The organism is Cardiobacterium valvarum (assembly GCF_900460955.1).
Classification (GTDB): domain Bacteria; phylum Pseudomonadota; class Gammaproteobacteria; order Cardiobacteriales; family Cardiobacteriaceae; genus Cardiobacterium; species Cardiobacterium valvarum.
In genome coordinates this window covers 1464489-1482251 of record NZ_UFUW01000001.1, presented here as the reverse complement: position 1 = coordinate 1482251, position 17763 = coordinate 1464489, and the positions used below count along the sequence as shown (strand labels likewise).

The 17763-nt window shown below is 52.0% G+C and carries 18 protein-coding genes and 2 pseudogenes; 16 read left to right on the top strand and 4 right to left on the bottom strand.

The annotated features are described in order from the left end of the window. From DY250_RS07255 to DY250_RS07240, 4 genes and pseudogenes are all read left to right on the top strand, one after another. Positions 1-1116 (top strand): FtsX-like permease family protein, encoded by a 1116-nt coding sequence (locus tag DY250_RS07255; protein WP_172542417.1) that lies wholly within the window; start codon positions 1-3, stop codon positions 1114-1116. A gap of 73 nt (positions 1117-1189) precedes the next feature. Continuing rightward, positions 1190-1366 (top strand): HD domain-containing protein, encoded by a 177-nt coding sequence (locus DY250_RS07250; RefSeq protein ID WP_218565558.1) that lies wholly within the window; start codon positions 1190-1192, stop codon positions 1364-1366. 29 nt (positions 1367-1395) lie between these two features. Then, complete coding sequence (locus tag DY250_RS07245) at positions 1396-1746, top strand: IS630 transposase-related protein (protein WP_172542185.1); 351 nt, start codon at positions 1396-1398, stop codon at positions 1744-1746. Positions 1747-1754: 8 nt separating this feature from the next. Next, positions 1755-2231 (top strand): annotated as a pseudogene (locus DY250_RS07240) (IS630 family transposase); the annotation flags it as partial. 1 nt (position 2232) lies between these two features. Here DY250_RS07240 and DY250_RS07235 read toward each other — a convergent pair. Further along, positions 2233-2511: pseudogene (locus DY250_RS07235) on the bottom strand (transposase); the annotation flags it as partial. Positions 2512-2734: 223 nt separating this feature from the next. Here DY250_RS07235 and cas3 point away from each other — a divergent pair. The 11 genes from cas3 (at position 2735) to DY250_RS07190 (ending at position 14305) form a co-directional block, all read left to right on the top strand. Beyond that, positions 2735-4852, top strand: a complete 2118-nt coding sequence (cas3, locus tag DY250_RS07230) for a CRISPR-associated helicase Cas3' (protein ID WP_425455473.1) — start codon at positions 2735-2737, stop codon at positions 4850-4852. A 247-nt stretch (positions 4853-5099) separates the two neighbouring features. Then, positions 5100-6431, top strand: coding sequence for a hypothetical protein (locus tag DY250_RS07225; RefSeq protein WP_115611712.1), 1332 nt, complete (start codon positions 5100-5102; stop codon positions 6429-6431). A gap of 227 nt (positions 6432-6658) precedes the next feature. Next, positions 6659-7336, top strand: coding sequence for a type I-C CRISPR-associated protein Cas5c (gene cas5c, locus DY250_RS07220; RefSeq protein WP_115611711.1), 678 nt, complete (start codon positions 6659-6661; stop codon positions 7334-7336). Then, positions 7333-9189 carry a type I-C CRISPR-associated protein Cas8c/Csd1 gene (gene cas8c, locus DY250_RS07215; protein WP_115611710.1) on the top strand — a complete coding sequence of 619 codons (1857 nt, stop codon included), beginning with the start codon at positions 7333-7335 and terminating at the stop codon, positions 9187-9189. The genes cas5c and cas8c overlap by 4 nt, the downstream gene beginning before the upstream one ends. An 11-nt stretch (positions 9190-9200) precedes the next feature. Further along, positions 9201-10067, top strand: coding sequence for a type I-C CRISPR-associated protein Cas7/Csd2 (gene cas7c / locus DY250_RS07210; RefSeq protein WP_115611709.1), 867 nt, complete (start codon positions 9201-9203; stop codon positions 10065-10067). Positions 10068-10263: 196 nt separating this feature from the next. Further along, positions 10264-10938 carry a CRISPR-associated protein Cas4 gene (cas4, locus tag DY250_RS07205; RefSeq protein ID WP_342772559.1) on the top strand — a complete coding sequence of 225 codons (675 nt, stop codon included), beginning with the start codon at positions 10264-10266 and terminating at the stop codon, positions 10936-10938. Between the two features lie 14 nt (positions 10939-10952). Beyond that, entirely contained in the window at positions 10953-11339 is a 387-nt protein-coding gene (locus tag DY250_RS13715) for a hypothetical protein (RefSeq protein WP_147293483.1), read from the top strand. 51 nt (positions 11340-11390) lie between these two features. Continuing rightward, positions 11391-11921 (top strand): hypothetical protein, encoded by a 531-nt coding sequence (locus tag DY250_RS13710; RefSeq protein ID WP_147293482.1) that lies wholly within the window; start codon positions 11391-11393, stop codon positions 11919-11921. Between the two features lie 123 nt (positions 11922-12044). Then, positions 12045-13058 carry a type I-C CRISPR-associated endonuclease Cas1c gene (cas1c, locus tag DY250_RS07200; protein WP_115611707.1) on the top strand — a complete coding sequence of 338 codons (1014 nt, stop codon included), beginning with the start codon at positions 12045-12047 and terminating at the stop codon, positions 13056-13058. Positions 13059-13074: 16 nt separating this feature from the next. Further along, the gene (gene cas2 / locus DY250_RS07195; RefSeq protein WP_115611706.1) at positions 13075-13368 is read left to right on the top strand and encodes a CRISPR-associated endonuclease Cas2; all 294 of its coding nucleotides are present in this window, start codon (positions 13075-13077) and stop codon (positions 13366-13368) included. A gap of 370 nt (positions 13369-13738) precedes the next feature. Continuing rightward, entirely contained in the window at positions 13739-14305 is a 567-nt protein-coding gene (locus DY250_RS07190; RefSeq protein ID WP_115611705.1) for a YceI family protein, read from the top strand. Between the two features lie 168 nt (positions 14306-14473). Here DY250_RS07190 and DY250_RS07185 read toward each other — a convergent pair whose 3' ends face one another. The 3 genes from DY250_RS07185 to DY250_RS07175 all read right to left on the bottom strand — a co-directional run bounded on the left by DY250_RS07185 (position 14474) and on the right by DY250_RS07175 (position 17026). Beyond that, positions 14474-15421: an ankyrin repeat domain-containing protein gene (locus DY250_RS07185; RefSeq protein WP_115611704.1), complete on the bottom strand. Its 948-nt coding sequence runs from the start codon at positions 15419-15421 to the stop codon at positions 14474-14476. A gap of 203 nt (positions 15422-15624) precedes the next feature. Next, complete coding sequence (locus DY250_RS07180; protein WP_115611703.1) at positions 15625-16614, bottom strand: SPFH domain-containing protein; 990 nt, start codon at positions 16612-16614, stop codon at positions 15625-15627. 10 nt (positions 16615-16624) lie between these two features. Further along, the gene (locus DY250_RS07175) at positions 16625-17026 is read right to left on the bottom strand and encodes a DUF350 domain-containing protein (RefSeq protein ID WP_115611702.1); all 402 of its coding nucleotides are present in this window, start codon (positions 17024-17026) and stop codon (positions 16625-16627) included. Between the two features lie 159 nt (positions 17027-17185). Between DY250_RS07175 and rsxA the strand changes: the two genes are divergently transcribed. After that, positions 17186-17761: an electron transport complex subunit RsxA gene (gene rsxA / locus DY250_RS07170; protein WP_115611701.1), complete on the top strand. Its 576-nt coding sequence runs from the start codon at positions 17186-17188 to the stop codon at positions 17759-17761. Positions 17762-17763: the final 2 nt, after the last annotated feature.

Genomic DNA, 17763 nt, shown 5'->3' with positions numbered 1-17763 from the left:
ATGCGCTGGCTGCTGCCCGGCAAAGCCCTGCGCCACAAATGGCGGCGTACCCTTACCATCATCGCCGCGCTGGCCATCGGCGCCGCCATCGTGACTGCGATGGCGGCCATCTACTTCGATATCAACGAAAAGATGAGCCACGAGCTGCGCTCCTTCGGCGCCAATTTCTACCTCGGCGCCAAAAACGAACAGCCCTTCACCCTTACCGAATACCGCCGCATCACCGCTGCCATGCCGCCTGCGCTCTACCACGCATCCAGCCCCTACCTCTACACCGTGGCACGCAGTGAACGCGAACCCGTGGCGCTGGTCGGCGTTGATTTCCCCGCACTGCCCGCGCTCGTCCCTTATTGGCAGGTGCAGGGTGGCTGGATCAGCATTGATTTCGACGACAGGAACACCATGCTCGGCAAAACCCTCGCCCGCCAGCTTGAACTCAATCTCGGCGACGACATCACCCTGGTAAAAGACAACGGTGAGAAAAAAACCTTCCGCATCAAAGGCATCATCGAAAGCGGTGATGCGATGGACAACGTCATGCTGCTTAACATCGGCGTTGTGCAGGCCTGGACGGATAACCATGACCGCATCAGCTATGCACTCGCCAGCCTCGCTAACGACAACGACACCGTCACCGCCTATGCCGGCCGCCTCAGCGCGGAAAACCCGCAACTCGACATCCACCCCATCCGCAAAGTCAGTGCCGCTGAAGGACAAATCCTGCACAAAATCAAAGGTCTGATGGGACTAGTCTGCATCATCATCCTGCTGCTCTCCAGCCTGTGCGTAAACACCTCGCTTACCGCCATGACGCACGAACGCCGCCGCGAATTTGCCCTGCAAAGCGCGCTTGGCGCGTCCGACCGGCAAATCACTGCGCAAATCGTGCGCGAAACCCTCGCCATGACCACGCTCGCCATCACCATCGGCATCTTCCTCGGCCTCGTCCTCGCGCAAATCCTCGGCCACGTCGTCTTCCACGCCAGCATCGCCCCGCGCTGGCCGGTCATCCCGCTTGCCGCCGTGCTGTCGCTCGCCGTCGCCGCTGCTGCCGTCGCCCTGCCGCTCAAACGCGTCCTCGCCCTGCAAGCGGCGGTCGTCCTCAAAGGCGCGTAAATCCCCCAAACCGTCAATAGCAAACCGCCCCACGGGGCGGTTTTCCGTATCCGCACCCTATCCGGAGAAAACCATGCCCACAACCTACTACGCCCATTCCGCCGACAACCAACCCTATGCCCACTGGCAAACTCTCGCCGACCACGCGCATAAAGTCGGCGAAATGGCAGCTGCCTTTGCTGCTGCCTTCGGTGCGCAGGAAATCGCCCGTTACACCGGCGAGCTGCACGACCTCGGCAAATATAGTTAAATAGCAAAAAAACAGTAACCATCAAAATTATGACCTATCCAGCCCATATCCGTAAAAAAATCCTTGCAGAACTCGAAGATAGCACCTATCGCGAAGTGGCAGCCAGACACCGCATCAGCCCCAACACCCTTGCTACCTGGAAGAAACAGCCACAACCCAAAGGCAGCCGCCGTTCTACGCCTCGCCTTCTTACAGAAGAAGTCATCCGGCAAGACGTGGCCGAGCACCCTGATGACTATCAATGGGAAAGGGCTGCACGTCTGGGCTGCTCGCAAAACGGCATCTGCAAGGCGCTCAAACGCTATCGCTTCACCGTTAAAAAAAAGACTTCCGCCACCGCAAGGCAGACGAAGAAAAACGCCGTGAATTCCTCGAAGTAAAAAGTGTCTACGAAGAACGCCTGCATCCCTTTGTTTATATCGATGAAAGCGGCTTCAGAAAAGACATCTCCCGTCCTTACGGTTATGCACCACGCGGGCAAAAATGCGCAGGGGTATCCGGATGGAGCAAGGCACAAACCAACGTTATAGGCGCCCTGTGTGGCACTGTGCCATTTGCTTTCACTGCCTTTGATTGCAGCATAGACAGCGATGTTTTTCATACATGGGCGACAGAAATACTGCTACCGGAGCTGCCCGCCTGCAGTGTGATCGTGATGGACAACGCCTCCTTCCACAAGCGGCAGGACACGCTGGATGCATTGCAGGCTGAGGGACATACGGTGCTGTGGCTTCCGCCCTATAGCCCGGATTTCAACCCGATAGAGAAGACATGGGCATGGATCAAACGGTTGAGGAAACAATGGCGGTTGGCTGATGTGAATGCCCTGCTGTTTTGGTTCTTTACTCTCGTTACTCTTTATTAGCAATTCGACTATATTCCATATCCGCCTCACCGCTGATTTCCTCAAAGATTCTGGTAAAGCGCCCTGCTTTGCCCCAGCGGCGATAACGCTGAAATACGCTGTTCCATTTGCCAAATTCCTTGGGTAAATCCCGCCACGGGCTGCCGGTGCGGGTTATCCACAACACGGCTTCTATAAACATGCGGTTATCGGCGGTTGGTCCGCGATCGTTAGCCTTGCCTGTACACAGGGGATCAATTCTTGCCCATTGGGCATCGGTCAGTATTAATCTTTCTTTCATAATCATATGATATGGCTTGGATATTACTTGTCAACAGACCCTAAAAAGTATGCTCGGCAAATCTGTCAATAGTGCAGGCAGATAAATATGAAGGAGAATTTCCTTTGTTTTCACTGTTGGGAGAATCTGTCAAATCTGCTCGAATTCTAAGCAGCAAACATTTCAGGTCACCACCGGATTTTTTTTCGGATATGAGCTGGATAGGTCATGATTTTGATGGTTACTGTTTTTTTGCTATTTAACTATACAGGCCTTTCAAGAGCGCCTGCACGGCAGCAGTAAACCCGTCGATCACGCCACCGCTGGCGCCAGAATCGCCATTGAACGCTGGGGAAAGAGCATCGGCAAAATGATGGCCTACTGCATCGCCGGCCACCATGCCGGACTCGCCAATGGCAGCGATGAAGGCGAAAACCGCCGCACCCTGAAAAAACGTCTGGCCCTGCAATTTGGCGCGGACATCCAGCCGCTGGATGACATCTGGCAACAAGAAATCCGTCTGCCGCCCACCCTGGCCGTACCGCCGCTCAAACCCGACATCCATCACTCCGGATTTTCCCGCGCCTTCTTTATCCGCATGCTCTACTCCTGCCTGGTTGATGCCAACTACCTCGACACCGAAGCCTTTTACGCCGCCATAGAAAACAAAACGATTAAGCGCGGCAACTATCCCGCCTTAAGCGACCTGCAAACGAACCTCCGCCATTACCTTACCGCGCTCTGCGATAGCGCCGCGCAACAAAGCGGGGAAGAACCTGCCCATGCCGCCTTGAACCGCCTGCGCAGCGACATCCTGCACCACGCCACCGCTCAAGCGGCAGAACCGCCCGGCCTCTTTCGCCTCACCGTGCCCACCGGCGGCGGCAAAACCTTCACCTCCATGTCATTCGCGCTGGAACACGCCCGGCAGCACGGCCTGCGCCGTATCATCTACGTCATCCCCTTCACCAGCATCATCGAACGAAATGCCGCCGAGTTCCGCAAAGCCTTCGCCCCGCTTGACGAAGCGGTGCTGGAACACCACAGCACCTTTGACGACAGCAAACTGAAAGACCAGGACAGCAAAGACAAACTGCGCCGCGCCTCGGAAAACTGGGACGCGCCCGTCGTCGTCACCACCGCCGTGCAATTCTTCGAATCCCTCTTTGCCGACCGCTCCGCGCGCTGCCGCAAACTGCACAACATCGCCGGTAGCGTCATCATCCTCGACGAAGCGCAAATGCTGCCGCCCGATTTCCTCCTGCCCATCATGCAGACCATCAAAGAACTGGCGCAGAACTACCGCTGCAGCATCGTCATGTGCACCGCTACCCAGCCCGCCGTACAAGTGGCAGACGGCTTCTACCGCGGCTTTGAAAACGTGCGCGAAATCGCGCCTGAGCCGGCAGCCCTATTCGTGCAACTGCGCCGCACCACCGCGCAATACATCGGGCAACAAAGCGATGCTGACCTGCTCGCCAAACTTGCCGAACACCCGCAAATGCTCGTCATCGTCAATAACCGCCGCCAGGCCCGCAGCCTCTACGACGAAGCGGCAAAACTTGCCCTGGACGGCGTTTTTCACCTCAGTACCCTGATGTGCGCCGCCCACCGCAGCCAAACACTGGACAACATCCGCACTCACCTGCGCAGCGGCGCACCCTGCCGCGTCATCGCCACCTCGCTCATCGAAGCCGGCGTTGACGTTGATTTCCCACTGGTGATGCGTGCTGAAGCAGGTTTAGACAGCGTCGCCCAAGCCGCCGGACGCTGCAACCGCGAAGGCAAACAAACGCCGGAGAGCAGCCATGTGTGGATATTCACCCCCGAAGATGGCTGGAAAAACCCATCCGAACTAGCCTTTCAGGCGGGCGTGATGCGTGCCATCGTTCGCCACCATGCGGATGACCTCCTCTCTACCGCCGCCATCACCGCCTACTTCCGCGAACTCTACGCCCTAAAAGGCCGCGAACTGGATAAAGAAAATATCCTGCAAAAGCACAGCAAAGCCGCAAAAAGCCTCGATTTCCCCTTCCAGACCATCGCCGACAAATTCCGCATGATTAAAAGCCCGATGCTGCCGCTCATCATCCCGTTCGACCGCAAAGCGGAAAAGCTCATTGACGCCCTGCGCCACGCCGACCACATCGGCGGGCTGCTACGCAAACTGCAACCTTATACCGTCCAAATCCCCGAAAAAGCCCTTGCTGCTTTGTATAAAGCAGGACACATCGAACTGGTTAATGAACAGGACTTCGGGAGGCAGTTCTACACGTTGATAGGGCTGGATTTGTACGACGAGGTGGCCGGACTGAGCTGGGAGGATTTGGGGTTTTTGAAGGAGGAGAGTTTGGTGTTTTAGTCAAAGGCAAATTTTACTTACACTAAATTGAAGAAATATGTTGCAATGCATGGGGTATCACTGATAAATTATGAGTCGCCCCAATTATGGTTGACTATTACTCTCACATGTTGAGAGTTTTGTGGAATACGGAACTAGTAACAATGCTAAAGCAAGAGCTAAAAATGACTGTTACACAATTCCGATCATAGCGGCTGTGACTGGCAGCAAAAGAAAACCTATAAATCATAGAATGGAAGTACATTAAATGATAGACAAGAATACTATTCTCGTGACAGGTGCTGGTGTTGATAAGACGCCAGGGATTGATTTTCCACTGGCGGCAGAGCTTTTGCCGGCAATTAGTGATTACCTAAATAATACGGAAGAGGGTAAGAGTATTGATAAGTTATTGCGTAGTAAGATCAATGGATTAAGATTTCGTTTTGAACGTGTCATTAATGATGCAATTTCAGATATCACCCAGAGAGAGCCAGTGCAATTAAAGGGAACTATTCAGCGTATTCAGGAAATTGTTGATCAACTTCCGGATGATGAAGAACATAGTATCCAGAAAAAACAGGGACAGCTTATTGTTCGACTTTTTAATCAATTACAGCAAATTGCTACCGCCAACTATATCGACGATGAGACACGTAAGTTAATCGAAGAGGTCTTTGGAGATCATGCGCCTGAGTTCGGCTTAGATGACTGCATTGTTGATATTCGAAAACTTAGCGTTTCTGATACATTTAAGTCTATTTTACAATATACCTTACGGCAAGGTCTAAATTCCGCCTCCAATCAAATCTCTTATGCATTAGTTAGTGATCTTTTAAATATTGAAAAACTCTTGATAGAAAAATTTCTTGGATTTTACAATAATAAGCTGTCAGATATCAAAAACTATGTCTATATTGCGTGGTGTTTCTGGGCGTTTTTGCTTTGTCGTGATCGTGAAGTTCATGGTAAAGTAGAACAATTGCCTTTTTATGCTTACATCCCTAAGAGTTGGAAGGGTATAACGCTTAACTACACCTCATTTCTTGCCTCTCATCTTGAAGAGAGAAATACCATTTACTTCCATGGTGGACTCTCTACCTATATTCGTATGGATAATCGTGAACTTTTGAACTTTGATAATTTTAAAGATAAACCTCCGCAGGAATTATTGGCATCACATATTTGTGATAACTGGTTTTTTGATGATGATAATCCAGTTAATTCTCGCTGTCTAATTCCTTCATTAGTTCCACCACTGCGACTAAAGCCCATTCTCTCTAAAGAATATATTGATCTCTGGTATAAAGCTGGTCAGTGGTTACAGGAGGCAGGTCATGTTGTGATTGTTGGTTATTCACTTAATACGGCTGATGAACATTTTAATGATTTGCTAAGGTCGCTGCAAGGAAAGAGAATAACTGTAATTGGACCAGATGTGTTAAGCGATTCTTATATGAAACGCGTTGAGTCAATCTGGGGCGTTAGCCATAATCAGTTTACTAATAAACAACTACAAGGGAAAGAAGCTGCTCAACATCGCGAAATCACGTTAATAAAATCACTTGCAAATGAAATTAATTTTGATGAGTTTTTATGACAAAATCTTTTTAAAATAATTTAGATTTATATTGCAATAAGGCTATGTTAATATAAATATTTTTTGCAATCAATAACTAAATGACTTTAGCTAATAAGATTAAAAAACTTATTATGTAATTTCAGCATTCAAGTTGTATGCTGTGGGTTGAAACAATTTAGTGTAGGCATAAAATCGCCTCCCCATAGGGAGGCGTGTGTTAATTATTCTGAGTCGAGGAAAATACCATGCAAAACCAAATCCGCTTACACGTTTGGGGTGATTACGCCTGTTTTACCCGCCCGGAGATGAAGGTGGAGCGGGTGTCTTATGATGTGATGACGCCGTCGGCGGCGCGCGGGATTTTGTCCGCGGTGCACTGGAAGCCCGCCATGCGCTGGGTGGTGGACAAGATTCATGTGCTGAAGCCGATTCGGTTTGAATCGGTGCGGCGCAATGAATTGGGCGGCAAGATTTCGGCGGGCAAGGTCAGCGGCGCGATGAAGCGCAACAGCGTTGCCGATTTATATACGTTGATTGAAGATGACCGCCAGCAGCGAGCGGCGACAGTGCTCAAAGACGTGGCTTATGTGATTGAAGCCCATATAGCGCTGACGGCACGGGCGGGCAAGGATGAGACCGTTACCAAGCATATCGAGATGTTTGCGCGCCGCGCGCGCAAGGGGCAGTGTTTCCAGCAGCCGTGCTTGGGCGTGCGTGAATTTCCTGCCGATTTTGCCTTGATTGACGAGGGCGAGCCGCTGCCGCCGTCCGATTTATCGGCAAGCGAGGCAAACCGCGATTTGGGCTGGATGCTGCACGATATAGATTTTGACCACGGCAACACGCCGCATTTCTTCCGCGCGGAAATGAAAGAAGGCGTCATTCTTGTGCCGCCGTTTTATGCCGAGGAGGTGAAAGCATGATTCTTGCGTCCCTTGCCCGCTATTACTACCGCTTGGCGGCGGAAAACGATGAAATGGGCAATCCGAAGGTGCCGTCTTATGGCTTTAGCGAGGAGAAAATCGGCTGGATATTGGTACTGGATAGCGAAGGGAATCTGCAAGACGTGATATCGAATCTCAGCGCAGATATAAAACCGCGGCCAAAATTAATGATAGTGCCGCGTCCAGATAAACGTACATCAGGCATCAAACCGAATTTCTTGTGGGATAAAACGGCTTATGCGCTGGGCGTGGAAGCCAATAAAAACAAAGCCGAAGCAAAGAAAAAACCGTTTATCCCGGCAGAAAAAACCTTTGCCGCCTTCAAGCAATATCATCTCGAATTATTGCAAGACAGCGCAGATGAAGGCCTGCTGGCCATATACTGCTTCTTGCAAAATTGGCAGCCCGAACATTTCGCGGCGCAGCATTTGCCGCTGGAAATGCTCGATACCAATATCGTTTTTTCCCTGGAAATGCCAAGTGCCTTTATTCATAAACGTGAGGCGGCGCAAACCCTGTGGGCAAAGCTGTTGCAAAACAATCAAGCAGAAAAGGGCTTATGCCTAATCAGCGGCGAAACGGCCCCGATTGCGCGGTTGCATCCGGCCATTAAAGGCGTATTCGGCGGGCAAAGTTCCGGCGGCTCGATTGTCTCGTTCAATAACGAGGCATTTACCTCTTTCGGTAAAGTGCAAGGGGCAAATGCCCCAATGTCGGAAGCGTCCGCTTTTGCCTACACCACCGCGCTCAATTATCTATTGCGCTTGGAAAATGGGCATTCTTTAGTAATAGGGCTAGGCAGAATCCGGGCAGCGCTTCAGGCGGCAAAGAATCAAGACAAATCACAAGATATTGATAAAAGACCGAGCGTTGCCGATACCAGCACCATTTTCTGGGCGGAAGCTGCCGATCGCGCCTCCGCGCAAGCTGCCGAAGCATTCTTTGCAGAAACAGCATCACCCAGTGACGATGAAGAAAGCGCCAAGGTCTTTGAAGTGCTGGAGCAACTTGCTAAAGGCCGGCCACTGCAAGAAGTGGCGCCCGAACTCTCGCCGGATACCCGTTTTTATATCTTGGGCCTTGCCCCTAACGCTTCGCGGCTCTCTATCCGCTTCTGGCTGGATACCACCTTTGGGCAGTTGGCGCAGAATCTGGCTCAGCATTGGCAGGATTTGGCCATTGAGCCCCGGCCCTGGAAAACCCCACCGTCTATTTGGCGACTCTTATTGCAAACTGCCGTATTGGGCAAAAGCGAAAACATCTCGCCCGTATTGGCAGGTGAGATGACCCGCGCCGTGATTTGCGGCACGCCGTACCCATTAAGTTTGCTGTCGCAACTGATTACCCGAATCCGCGCCGACGGCGATGTAAACGGCCTGCGCGTGGCAATGATGAAAGCCGTATTACAGCGGCGTTTTAGAAAAGGTTTCATTCAAGAAGGAGTCCCCATGAGCTTACATACTGAAAGTAAAAACCCCGCCTATTTATTGGGGCGGCTATTTGCCGTATTGGAGCGCATCCAGCATCAGGCACTTGGTGAATTAAATGCCGGTATTGCTGATCGTTACTACGGCTCGGCTTCCGCCATGCCGTATTTTGTCTTTCCCCGTTTATTGGCAGGCGTCAAAAACCACTTGTCGCGCCTGCGTAAAGATAAGGCCGGCATGGCGGTCAATCTGGATAAAGATTTGGGCACGATCATTGAAAACTTGCCGGAAACCTTTCCCCGCCATTTAAGCATTGAAGAACAAGGTCGCTTTGCCATCGGTTATTACCAGCAAAAGCAAAGCTATTTCACTAAAAAAGATACTACTGAAATCATTGACGATTAAGGAGCCAGAAAATGTCTGCCATTCAAAACCGCTATGAGTTTGTCTATTTCTTCGACGTAACCAACGGCAACCCCAACGGTGACCCCGATGCGGGCAATATGCCGCGCCTTGATCCGGGATCCAGCAAAGGACTGGTCACTGATGTTTGCCTGAAACGCAAAATCCGCAATTTCATCGAAATCAGTGCGGAGAATCAGGCCGGCTATGAAATCTATATAAAAGAAAAAAGCGTGCTGAATCTGCAAAACAAGCGCGCCTATGACGCGCTCGGCATTGAGCAAGAAACCAAAAAACTGCCCAAGGATGAAAAACAAGCGCGCGACATTACCGCCTGGATGTGCAAAAACTTCTTCGATATTCGTACCTTCGGCGCCGTGATGACTACCGAAGTCAACAGCGGGCAAGTGCGCGGCCCAGTGCAACTGGCATTCGCCCAATCCATTGACCCCATCGTGCCGCTGGAAATTTCCATCACCCGCATGGCCGTCACCAACGAAAAAGACCTGGACAAAGAACGCACCATGGGCCGCAAATACATCGTCCCCTACGCGCTCTACCGCGTGCACGGCTTTATCTCCGCCAACCTTGCCGCTAAAACCGGCTTCTCCGATGACGATCTGGATAAACTCTGGCAAGCACTGAAGCTAATGCTCGAATACGACCGCTCAGCCGCGCGCGGCGAAATGGCAGCCCGCAAACTGATTGTTTTTAAACACGACAGCACGCTCGGCAGCCAGCCTGCACATAAACTGTTTGACGCCGTGAAAGTTGAACGCATAAACGGCGAATCAGGTACGCCCGCCAGCGCTTTCGGCGATTACAAGATTAGCGTACATGCAGACGGTCTGGACGGCGTGACCATGCAAGAGTTGCTGTAAAACCCCTCCGCACGCGCAACCACGCCGCATGGTGGATTCAGTAATCACACCGCTTGGTGGGGCCAGCGTACGCCGCTTGACGAGCACAGTAACGACGTGCTTGGTGGGGTCAGTGTACGCCGCTTAGCAGGCCCAGTAACGACACCGCTTGACGGACCCAGTGACCACACCGCTTGGTGGATCCAGTGTACGCCGCTTGGCAGAACATCAACAAAGGAAAACGGCCATGCCCGAAACTCAAAGGGAAAATCAGGATGAGTACCTGATCTCTCTTTCCGCTCTGCAACACTACGCCTTCTGCCCGCGTCAGTGTGCGCTAATCCACAGCGAACAGATGTGGGTGGAAAACCTGCTCACCGCACAGGGACGAGCATTGCACGAGCGGGTGGATTCGGGTGAGCCGGAAACACGCAAGGGCGTGCGCTTTGAGCGGACGGTGCATGTGTCGGCGGAGAAGCTGGGCATCAGCGGCATATTGGATTTGGTGGAAGTGGAAACGAAAACAGGTCGTCTGAAACCCGTGGAATACAAACGCGGCAAGCCCAAACCCGACCCGATGGACGAAATCCAGCTTTGCGCCCAAGGCTTGTGTTTGGAAGAAATGACGGGGCAAACCGTTAGCGAAGGTGCGCTGTGGTATATGCAAACCCGCCACCGCATTCCCGTCGTGTTTTCAGACGACCTGCGTGCCCAAATGCTCGCTACCATCGCCGCCGTGCGCGACCTTCTAAACAGCGGACAAACCCCGCCGCCCGACTACGGCAAACGCTGCAAAGCCTGCTCGCTGGCGGAAATTTGCCAGCCGGAGTTGTTGGGGAAACGGGATAGGAGTGTGGGGTATGTGAAGGGGTTGTTTTGTAAAAATTTTTGAATTAAGGAAATAAAGTGTCAATAGTACTGAATAACGAAGACCACAAACTTGTTAAGTTCGAAATAATACAAGCCATTAACAAATCTTTCAAAAATATAACATCATCAGAACCAAAATTGATTTCAAGATTAACTTACGAGTTGCCCAAGGCTTTGAATTCTATTTGTTTAAGTAATATCAGATTTGAATGTGGTGGAATATTTATTCATCAGAAGCCATATGTGAAAAATATATCCAATCCAAATAAGTGGCGTAAGAAATATGTTGAGCTAGGAGATTTGCTGCTGGTAAATAATATTGTAATAAATAATAAAATTAAACAAAGATTGGCTTTGCTATTACAAGCAAAAAAGAGTTATATTAATTCGACAGTAAATATTGAATCAGATAATGCGGACTAATGGGATTTATATGCCACTTGGCCGGAATTTGAATATGTAAAAAATTCTAAATTGCGTAACCAAAAACGATATATTAATTGCATTAAAGATCCAGATATTTTTGATGGAGCAAAATATTTATTTATAAGTGACTGTAGAAAAAATTATCGATGTTCTTTCTGTTTAAGTGATTATGTTGCTCATGCTACTAAACCATTGAGTAAGTTTAAGCCGTTTTATTGCGAGGTATTTGATTTTATTACTAGAAATTCTGGAAAAATTTTTAATTTAGATAATGTGAAAAATAATGGCAATAAGGGATGGGATAAGATTATTGATGATTTAATTTCTGAAGTATTAAGCTCTATCCTATCAAAGGGCATTGTTAGAGGCTTTCCAAATCAAGGAAAATTAACAAGAGGACAAGGTGTTTTATATCTTCACGGTAATTTTTCTAATCCTGCAAGTCTTTTTAACAGATTGAATATAGTAAATAATGGAGATAATTTTCCACCATTTCGTGATAATTTAGAAGATTCTTTTGGGGAAGATGGTGGAATATCAATAATAGAAATTAATACATTAATTAGCCAGGATAAATAATGATTTTTAACTAAATTCGCAAGCGATACTGTTTAATAGGTTTTTGTTATCTTAATGACTGTCTGAAACCAAAATATAATTCAGACAACCTTTAAAGCACGGTTAAACCCTAAGGAATTTCCCATGCGCAAACTGCAAAATACGCTCTACATTACCACCCAAGGCAGTTATTTGCATAAAGAGCGGGAGACGCTGGTGGTGGAGCAGGAGCGCAAGAAGGTGGCGCAGTTGCCGGTGCATTCCATCGGGCATATTTTCTGTTTTGGGAATGTGTTGGTGTCGCCGTTTTTGCTGGGGTTTTGCGGCGAAAATAATGTGAATTTGGTGTTTTTTACCGAAAACGGACGTTATTTGGGGCGGCTTCAGGGGCGGCAGAGCGGCAATGTGCTGCTGCGTCGGGCGCAGTATCCGGTGTCGGAGCAAAATCCCGTGCCGATTGCGCGCAATATCATTGCGGCGAAGATTCAGGCGGGTAAACGAGTGCTTCAGCGGCAGATTCGCAATTATGGCGAGAATGCGGCGATTCAAAGTGCGGTCGATTCTTTGAACATTTCGCTGCGGCAGTTGAAGAGCGCGGCGGAGCTGGACGTGGTGCGTGGTATTGAGGGCGATGCGGCGTCGCGTTATTTCGGCGTGTTCGGACAGCTTTTGAGCAAAAAAAGCGGTTTTGCTTTTGACGGGCGCAACCGCCGTCCGCCTAGAGATGGGGTAAATGCGCTGTTGTCGTTTGTGTACAGTCTGTTGGGCAAGGACATCAGCGGTGCGCTGCAAGGCGTGGGGCTGGATCCTCAGGTGGGTTTTCTGCACGCCGACCGATCGGGGCGCGACAGTTTGGCGCAGGATATTTTGGAAGAGTTCCGTGCATGGTGGGCAGACAGGTTGGTGTTGTCGCTAATTAACCGAGGGCAAATCAAACCGCAGGATTTTGTGCAGGAGGCAAGCGGTGCAGTGAGTTTGAAGGCAGAGGCTAGGAAGTTGCTGTTCCAGTCTTTGCAGGCGAAAAAGCAGGAGAAAATCGTTCATCCATTTTTGGGAGAAGAGGTGGAAATCGGCTTGCTGCCCTATATTCAGGCAATGCTTTTGACGCGGCATTTGCGTGGGGATTTGGCGGAATATCCGCCATTTTTGATGCGCTGATGCAAAGGAGGCGGTCATGATGATGCTAATTACTTACGATATTTCGCTTGAAAATCCGGAAGGCCCGACGCGGCTGCGACGCATGGCGAAACTTTGTCAGGATTATGGCGTGCGGGTGCAATTTTCCGTATTTGAATGCGATATCGCGCCGGATCAGTGGGTAAAACTAAAAACCGGGCTGCTGGATATTTTTAAACCCGAAACGGACAGCCTGCGTTTCTATCATCTTGGCAGCAAATGGCGGGGCAAAGTGGAACATCATGGCGCGAAGCCGGCCGTGGATGTGTTCAAGGATACGCTGATTATTTAGCGCGCTAACCGGCGATTCCCATAAAAATGCAGGCAGGCTAGCGAATGCAGTAGTTCTTTAACAATTGGGCTATTTATAGACTTGTATGGCGTAAAAAGCGGGCGCTATACTTGCTATACTCTCTGCTGCCGGAACAGGTTAGCGAAAGGGTAGTTGTATTTGACTGATTCTTCGCGGATTTTGGCGCAGAGAGCAGCCGCCTTCGGGCGGCTGTGAATTGAAACGGGGCATCATCCAGCCCATAACGCGTGATGCTTTTGCATCTGTTTGCAGCGGCTTTTGTGCACAGGGTGGCAATAGCCAAACCGTAATCACCCCGCAAACCATAGCCGCTACCATGCGGCATCTCACCCATAACCGGAGAACCTCCATGACAACTATCCGCAGTGCACTTTTAACTGCCGCCCTGTTTGCCGGTAGCGCCGCCATCGCCGCCCCGGTCAAATACGACATCGACCCAACCCACTTCTACGTGCAAATCGGCGTCTCCCACCTCGGTTACAGCACCATTCCCGGCCTCTTCAAAGGCGTGAGCGGCAGCTACACTTATGACAGCGACAGCGGCGAAATCAAAGACGTGAGCGTGACCGTCAAAATCCCTTCGCTGGATACCGGCTTCGGCGAGCGCGACGAACACCTGCAAAAATACCTGGAAAGCAGCGCATACCCGGAAGCCACCTTCAAATCCACCGCCTGGAAAGACGGTCAACTTACCGGCAACCTCACCTTCCACGGCAAAACGCAAAGCATCACCGTGCCAGTTAGCAAAGTAGGCGAAGGCAGCGACCCGTGGGGCGGCTACCGCAGCGGCTTCAGCACCGCCTTTGATCTGAAGCCCGCCGATTACGGCGCCAATATCGAAGTTGCACCGCTGGTAAAAGTCAGCGTTAGCGGCGAAGGCATCCGTGCCGGTGACAAGAAAGAAGCAGCGAAGTAAAAGGCTTTGCCTGAATAAGAAAAGCCCCGCTTGAGCGGGGTTTTCTTTTGCGCGAAATTCGAGTTTGGATGTGCGCCAAGCGGCGTATGTCGGATGGTGAAAGTGAAGGAATGCATGGCAGACTGAATTTCGCTCTGCACTATCCCGCAACTACCCCGCTCTTGGCATTTACCGTTGTGCCGGTTTTACACTGTGTGGCATCCTGCGCTCCCAGTATTTGCTGAGTTTGGCTGGAACGGGGTGACAATCCGCCTCGCTGTCGAGCGGGATGCCGCGAGCGGTCAACCAGTCGCGTACCTGGGTGGCAAAAGGCTCATCACTCGGAACCTTGAAGAAAAAATCGCATTGGAAGGTGTTGCCGTAGCGGTTTTTGGCGCGCGGGTCGACACCCATTTGCAGTAATCGCCAGAAAGTATCGTTATTTCTGAAACCATATCTGGCGCTGGCGTGCAGCAGTGTGTTGCCGTCATTATCGGTGGCATGAATATCCGCGCCCGCATCCAGCAGTTGCGTAAAACTGCCTTTATTCAAACTACCAATCGCGGCAAAAAGCGGTGTTTGCCCATCCTCGTCTTTTGCCTGTATATCTGCCCCTGCCCGCACCAGCCGCTCAATACTCCCGCTGCCTCCAAGACTCGCAGCAGCAAAGAGCGGCGTTTTGCCATCAATGTCGCGTACATTGGCATCACCACCGTGGGCGAGCAGGGTTTCGAGATACCACGGGTCTTCTTTTTTGGCCGCAGCATGCATCGGCGTCTCCTCTTGTTTACCGAGAAAATTTGGGTCGGCACCAAGAGCGAGCAGGGTGGCAAAGGCTTGTTTATCCTCCTCGAAAAGGCTCAGATTGAGCAGGGAATGGGGCAGAAAACCTGCTCTTTCGTAGACTCTATTGAGGTCGTTCCCTTCCCGGATGAGCACTTCACCGCCCGCCTTGTCGCCCGCTCTTGCCGCCTGATAGAGCGGATGCCTATAGGTAAGTCTGGTGACGATAGCTTGTGGTGTGCACTCACTGCGGATGACATACATATACATATCGTCGCAGTAAGTCCAGGTGTTTACCGCCCATGCGGTCAATGATGCGGAGGAGAAAGCGAGAGCAAGCAGGATTTTTTTCATAACAATGTTGGGTAGTTTGGGGTGGATGTTTCATTGTGCTACTGAACGTGCCAAGCGGCATAAACACCGGGTTCGCCAAGCGGTGTAAATACTGGCTCTGCCATGCGGCAAGTCGAGGCCTTGGCGGCGTGGTAGCGGGTGTTTTTTCTTGCATGGTTTTGCTCCAGACAATACGCCCCTCCGGCGGGAGGGGCGTGCTGCGTTTAGCTGGTCAGTTTCTTAAGGACTTCCGCCTTGGCTTTTTCGTAGTCATCGGCGCTGATGAGCCCCTGATCGTGCAGGGTTTTGAGTTGGATGAGGCGCGCCTGGATGTCGTTCGCTGCACTGGCGTTGTTCAGGCCGGTGCTCATCGCTGCCGCCATGTTCTGCCCGATGCCGGCGCCGACGCCGATGCCCGCACCGAGTCCGGCGAGTCCGCCTTCGTTCTGCGCGGCAAGCGGGATGGCTTGTGCGGTCTGGTATTGGGTGTAGCGGTTCAAATCGCCGATGACGCCCATGCTGATGCGCTCGTCCAGCGCCTTCTGGATAGCCTCCGGCAGGGTGATGCTTTCGACGGTGATGCTTTCGAGGGTGAGGCCCAAGGCGGCAAAGGCGGGGGCGACGTGTTCGGCGAGTTTTTGCGCGAGCAGGGGCTGGTTCGCCGCCATGTCAAGAAAGGGGATGCCTGAGGTACCGAAGAGGCCGGCGAGCTGGCTGGTGATGGTGTTGCGCAGCGGATCGTCAAGCTGGCCGACGCGGTATTCGCCGACAACGCCGCTGACTTCGTTGAAGAATTTGGCGGGGTCGCTCAGGCGGTAGGCGTACATGCCGAAGGCGCGCAGTTGCACGGCGCCAAATTCGCTGTCGCGGACGGTTACGGGTTGGGCGGTACCCCAGCGGCGGCCGAGTTGCTGACGGGTGCCGAAGTAGTACACGTCACTCTTGAAGGGCGAGGCAAAGGCTTTGTCCCAGTTTTTCAGGTTGGTGAGGATGGGCAGCGTCTGGGTGCTGAGGGTATGGGTGCCGGCGGCGAAGATGTCCGCCGTTTTGCCTTCGTCCACGAACATGGCGAGCTGGCTTTCGCGCACGATAAGGGTGGCGCCGGTCTGGATTTCACGGTCGATGGCGGGGTAGCGCCAGATGAGCTGGTCGTCTTCCGGATCCGGCCATTCGATGACGTCGATGAACTGTTTGCGGATAAAGCTTCCGAACATGGGGGTCTCCTTAGCTGAGGCAGGCGGCGTTGAGCAGGCCGATGCTGATGGACAGCGCGGCGAGCAGGGTGCCGACGGCGGTGTTGTTATTGGCGAGTTCGCGGCTGGCGTTTCTGATGATGAGGCGGGTGGCGATGTGATAGAGCGCTATCTGGATGACAGCGGCGACGACGCCCCAAAGGATGAAATCCACCAGCTGCACGCTTTGCCGGATGCTGGCGGCAAGCGGCAGGCTGAAACCGATGAGTGCACCGCCAAACGACAGGGCGCAGGCGGTATTGCCCTCGCGGGTGAGGTGCAGCTCGGCGTTGGGGGTGCTGTGCAGATAAGCGGCGGCGAAGACGGCTTCCAGCACGATGGCAAGACCGAGGTATTGCAGGTAGAGCAGGTATTCTTGGGGGGAAATGTGCATGGGAGAAACCTCATAAATAAAGGGTTTGGCGAATTATAACGGCTTATCTGCCCTGAAAAAATCAGCGGGAATGCAGGATTGACCCTTTGCGTTTATCAACCGTCATCCGGTGGCCGTTGCGCTAGAATGCACGTAGCTTTTTACTGCCGCCAACCCCTCATGCACAGCTACTTCTATATCGTGTTGAGCACCGTTTTGGTGAACAACTTTGTCCTCTCGCAATTCCTCGGCCTCTGCCCCTTCATGGGCGTCTCGCGCAAAATCGATACCGCCCTCGGCATGGGCTTTGCCACCGCATTCGTCCTCACCCTCTCCGCCGTCAGCGCCTACCTGCTCGATACCTACCTGCTCACCCCCTTCGGCATCACCTACCTGCGCACCATCGGCTTCATCGTCGCCATCGCCGTCCTCGTCGGCCTGACCGAAATGTACATCGCCAAAACCAGCCCCGTGCTGCACCGCCTGCTCGGCGTGTACCTGCCGCTGATTACCACCAACTGTGCCGTGCTCGGTGTCGCCCTCCTGAACGCCAACCAGCAGCACAACCTGTTGCAATCCGCGCTGTACGGCTTCGGTGCGGCGGTTGGCTTCACCCTCGTCCTCGTCATTTTCGCTGCCATCCGCGAACGCATCGACGCTGCCGACGTGCCCGCACCCTTCAAAGGCACCCCGGCGGCACTGATGACGGCGGGCATTCTCGCTATCGCCTTTATGGGCTTCGGCGGCTGGGTGTAAAC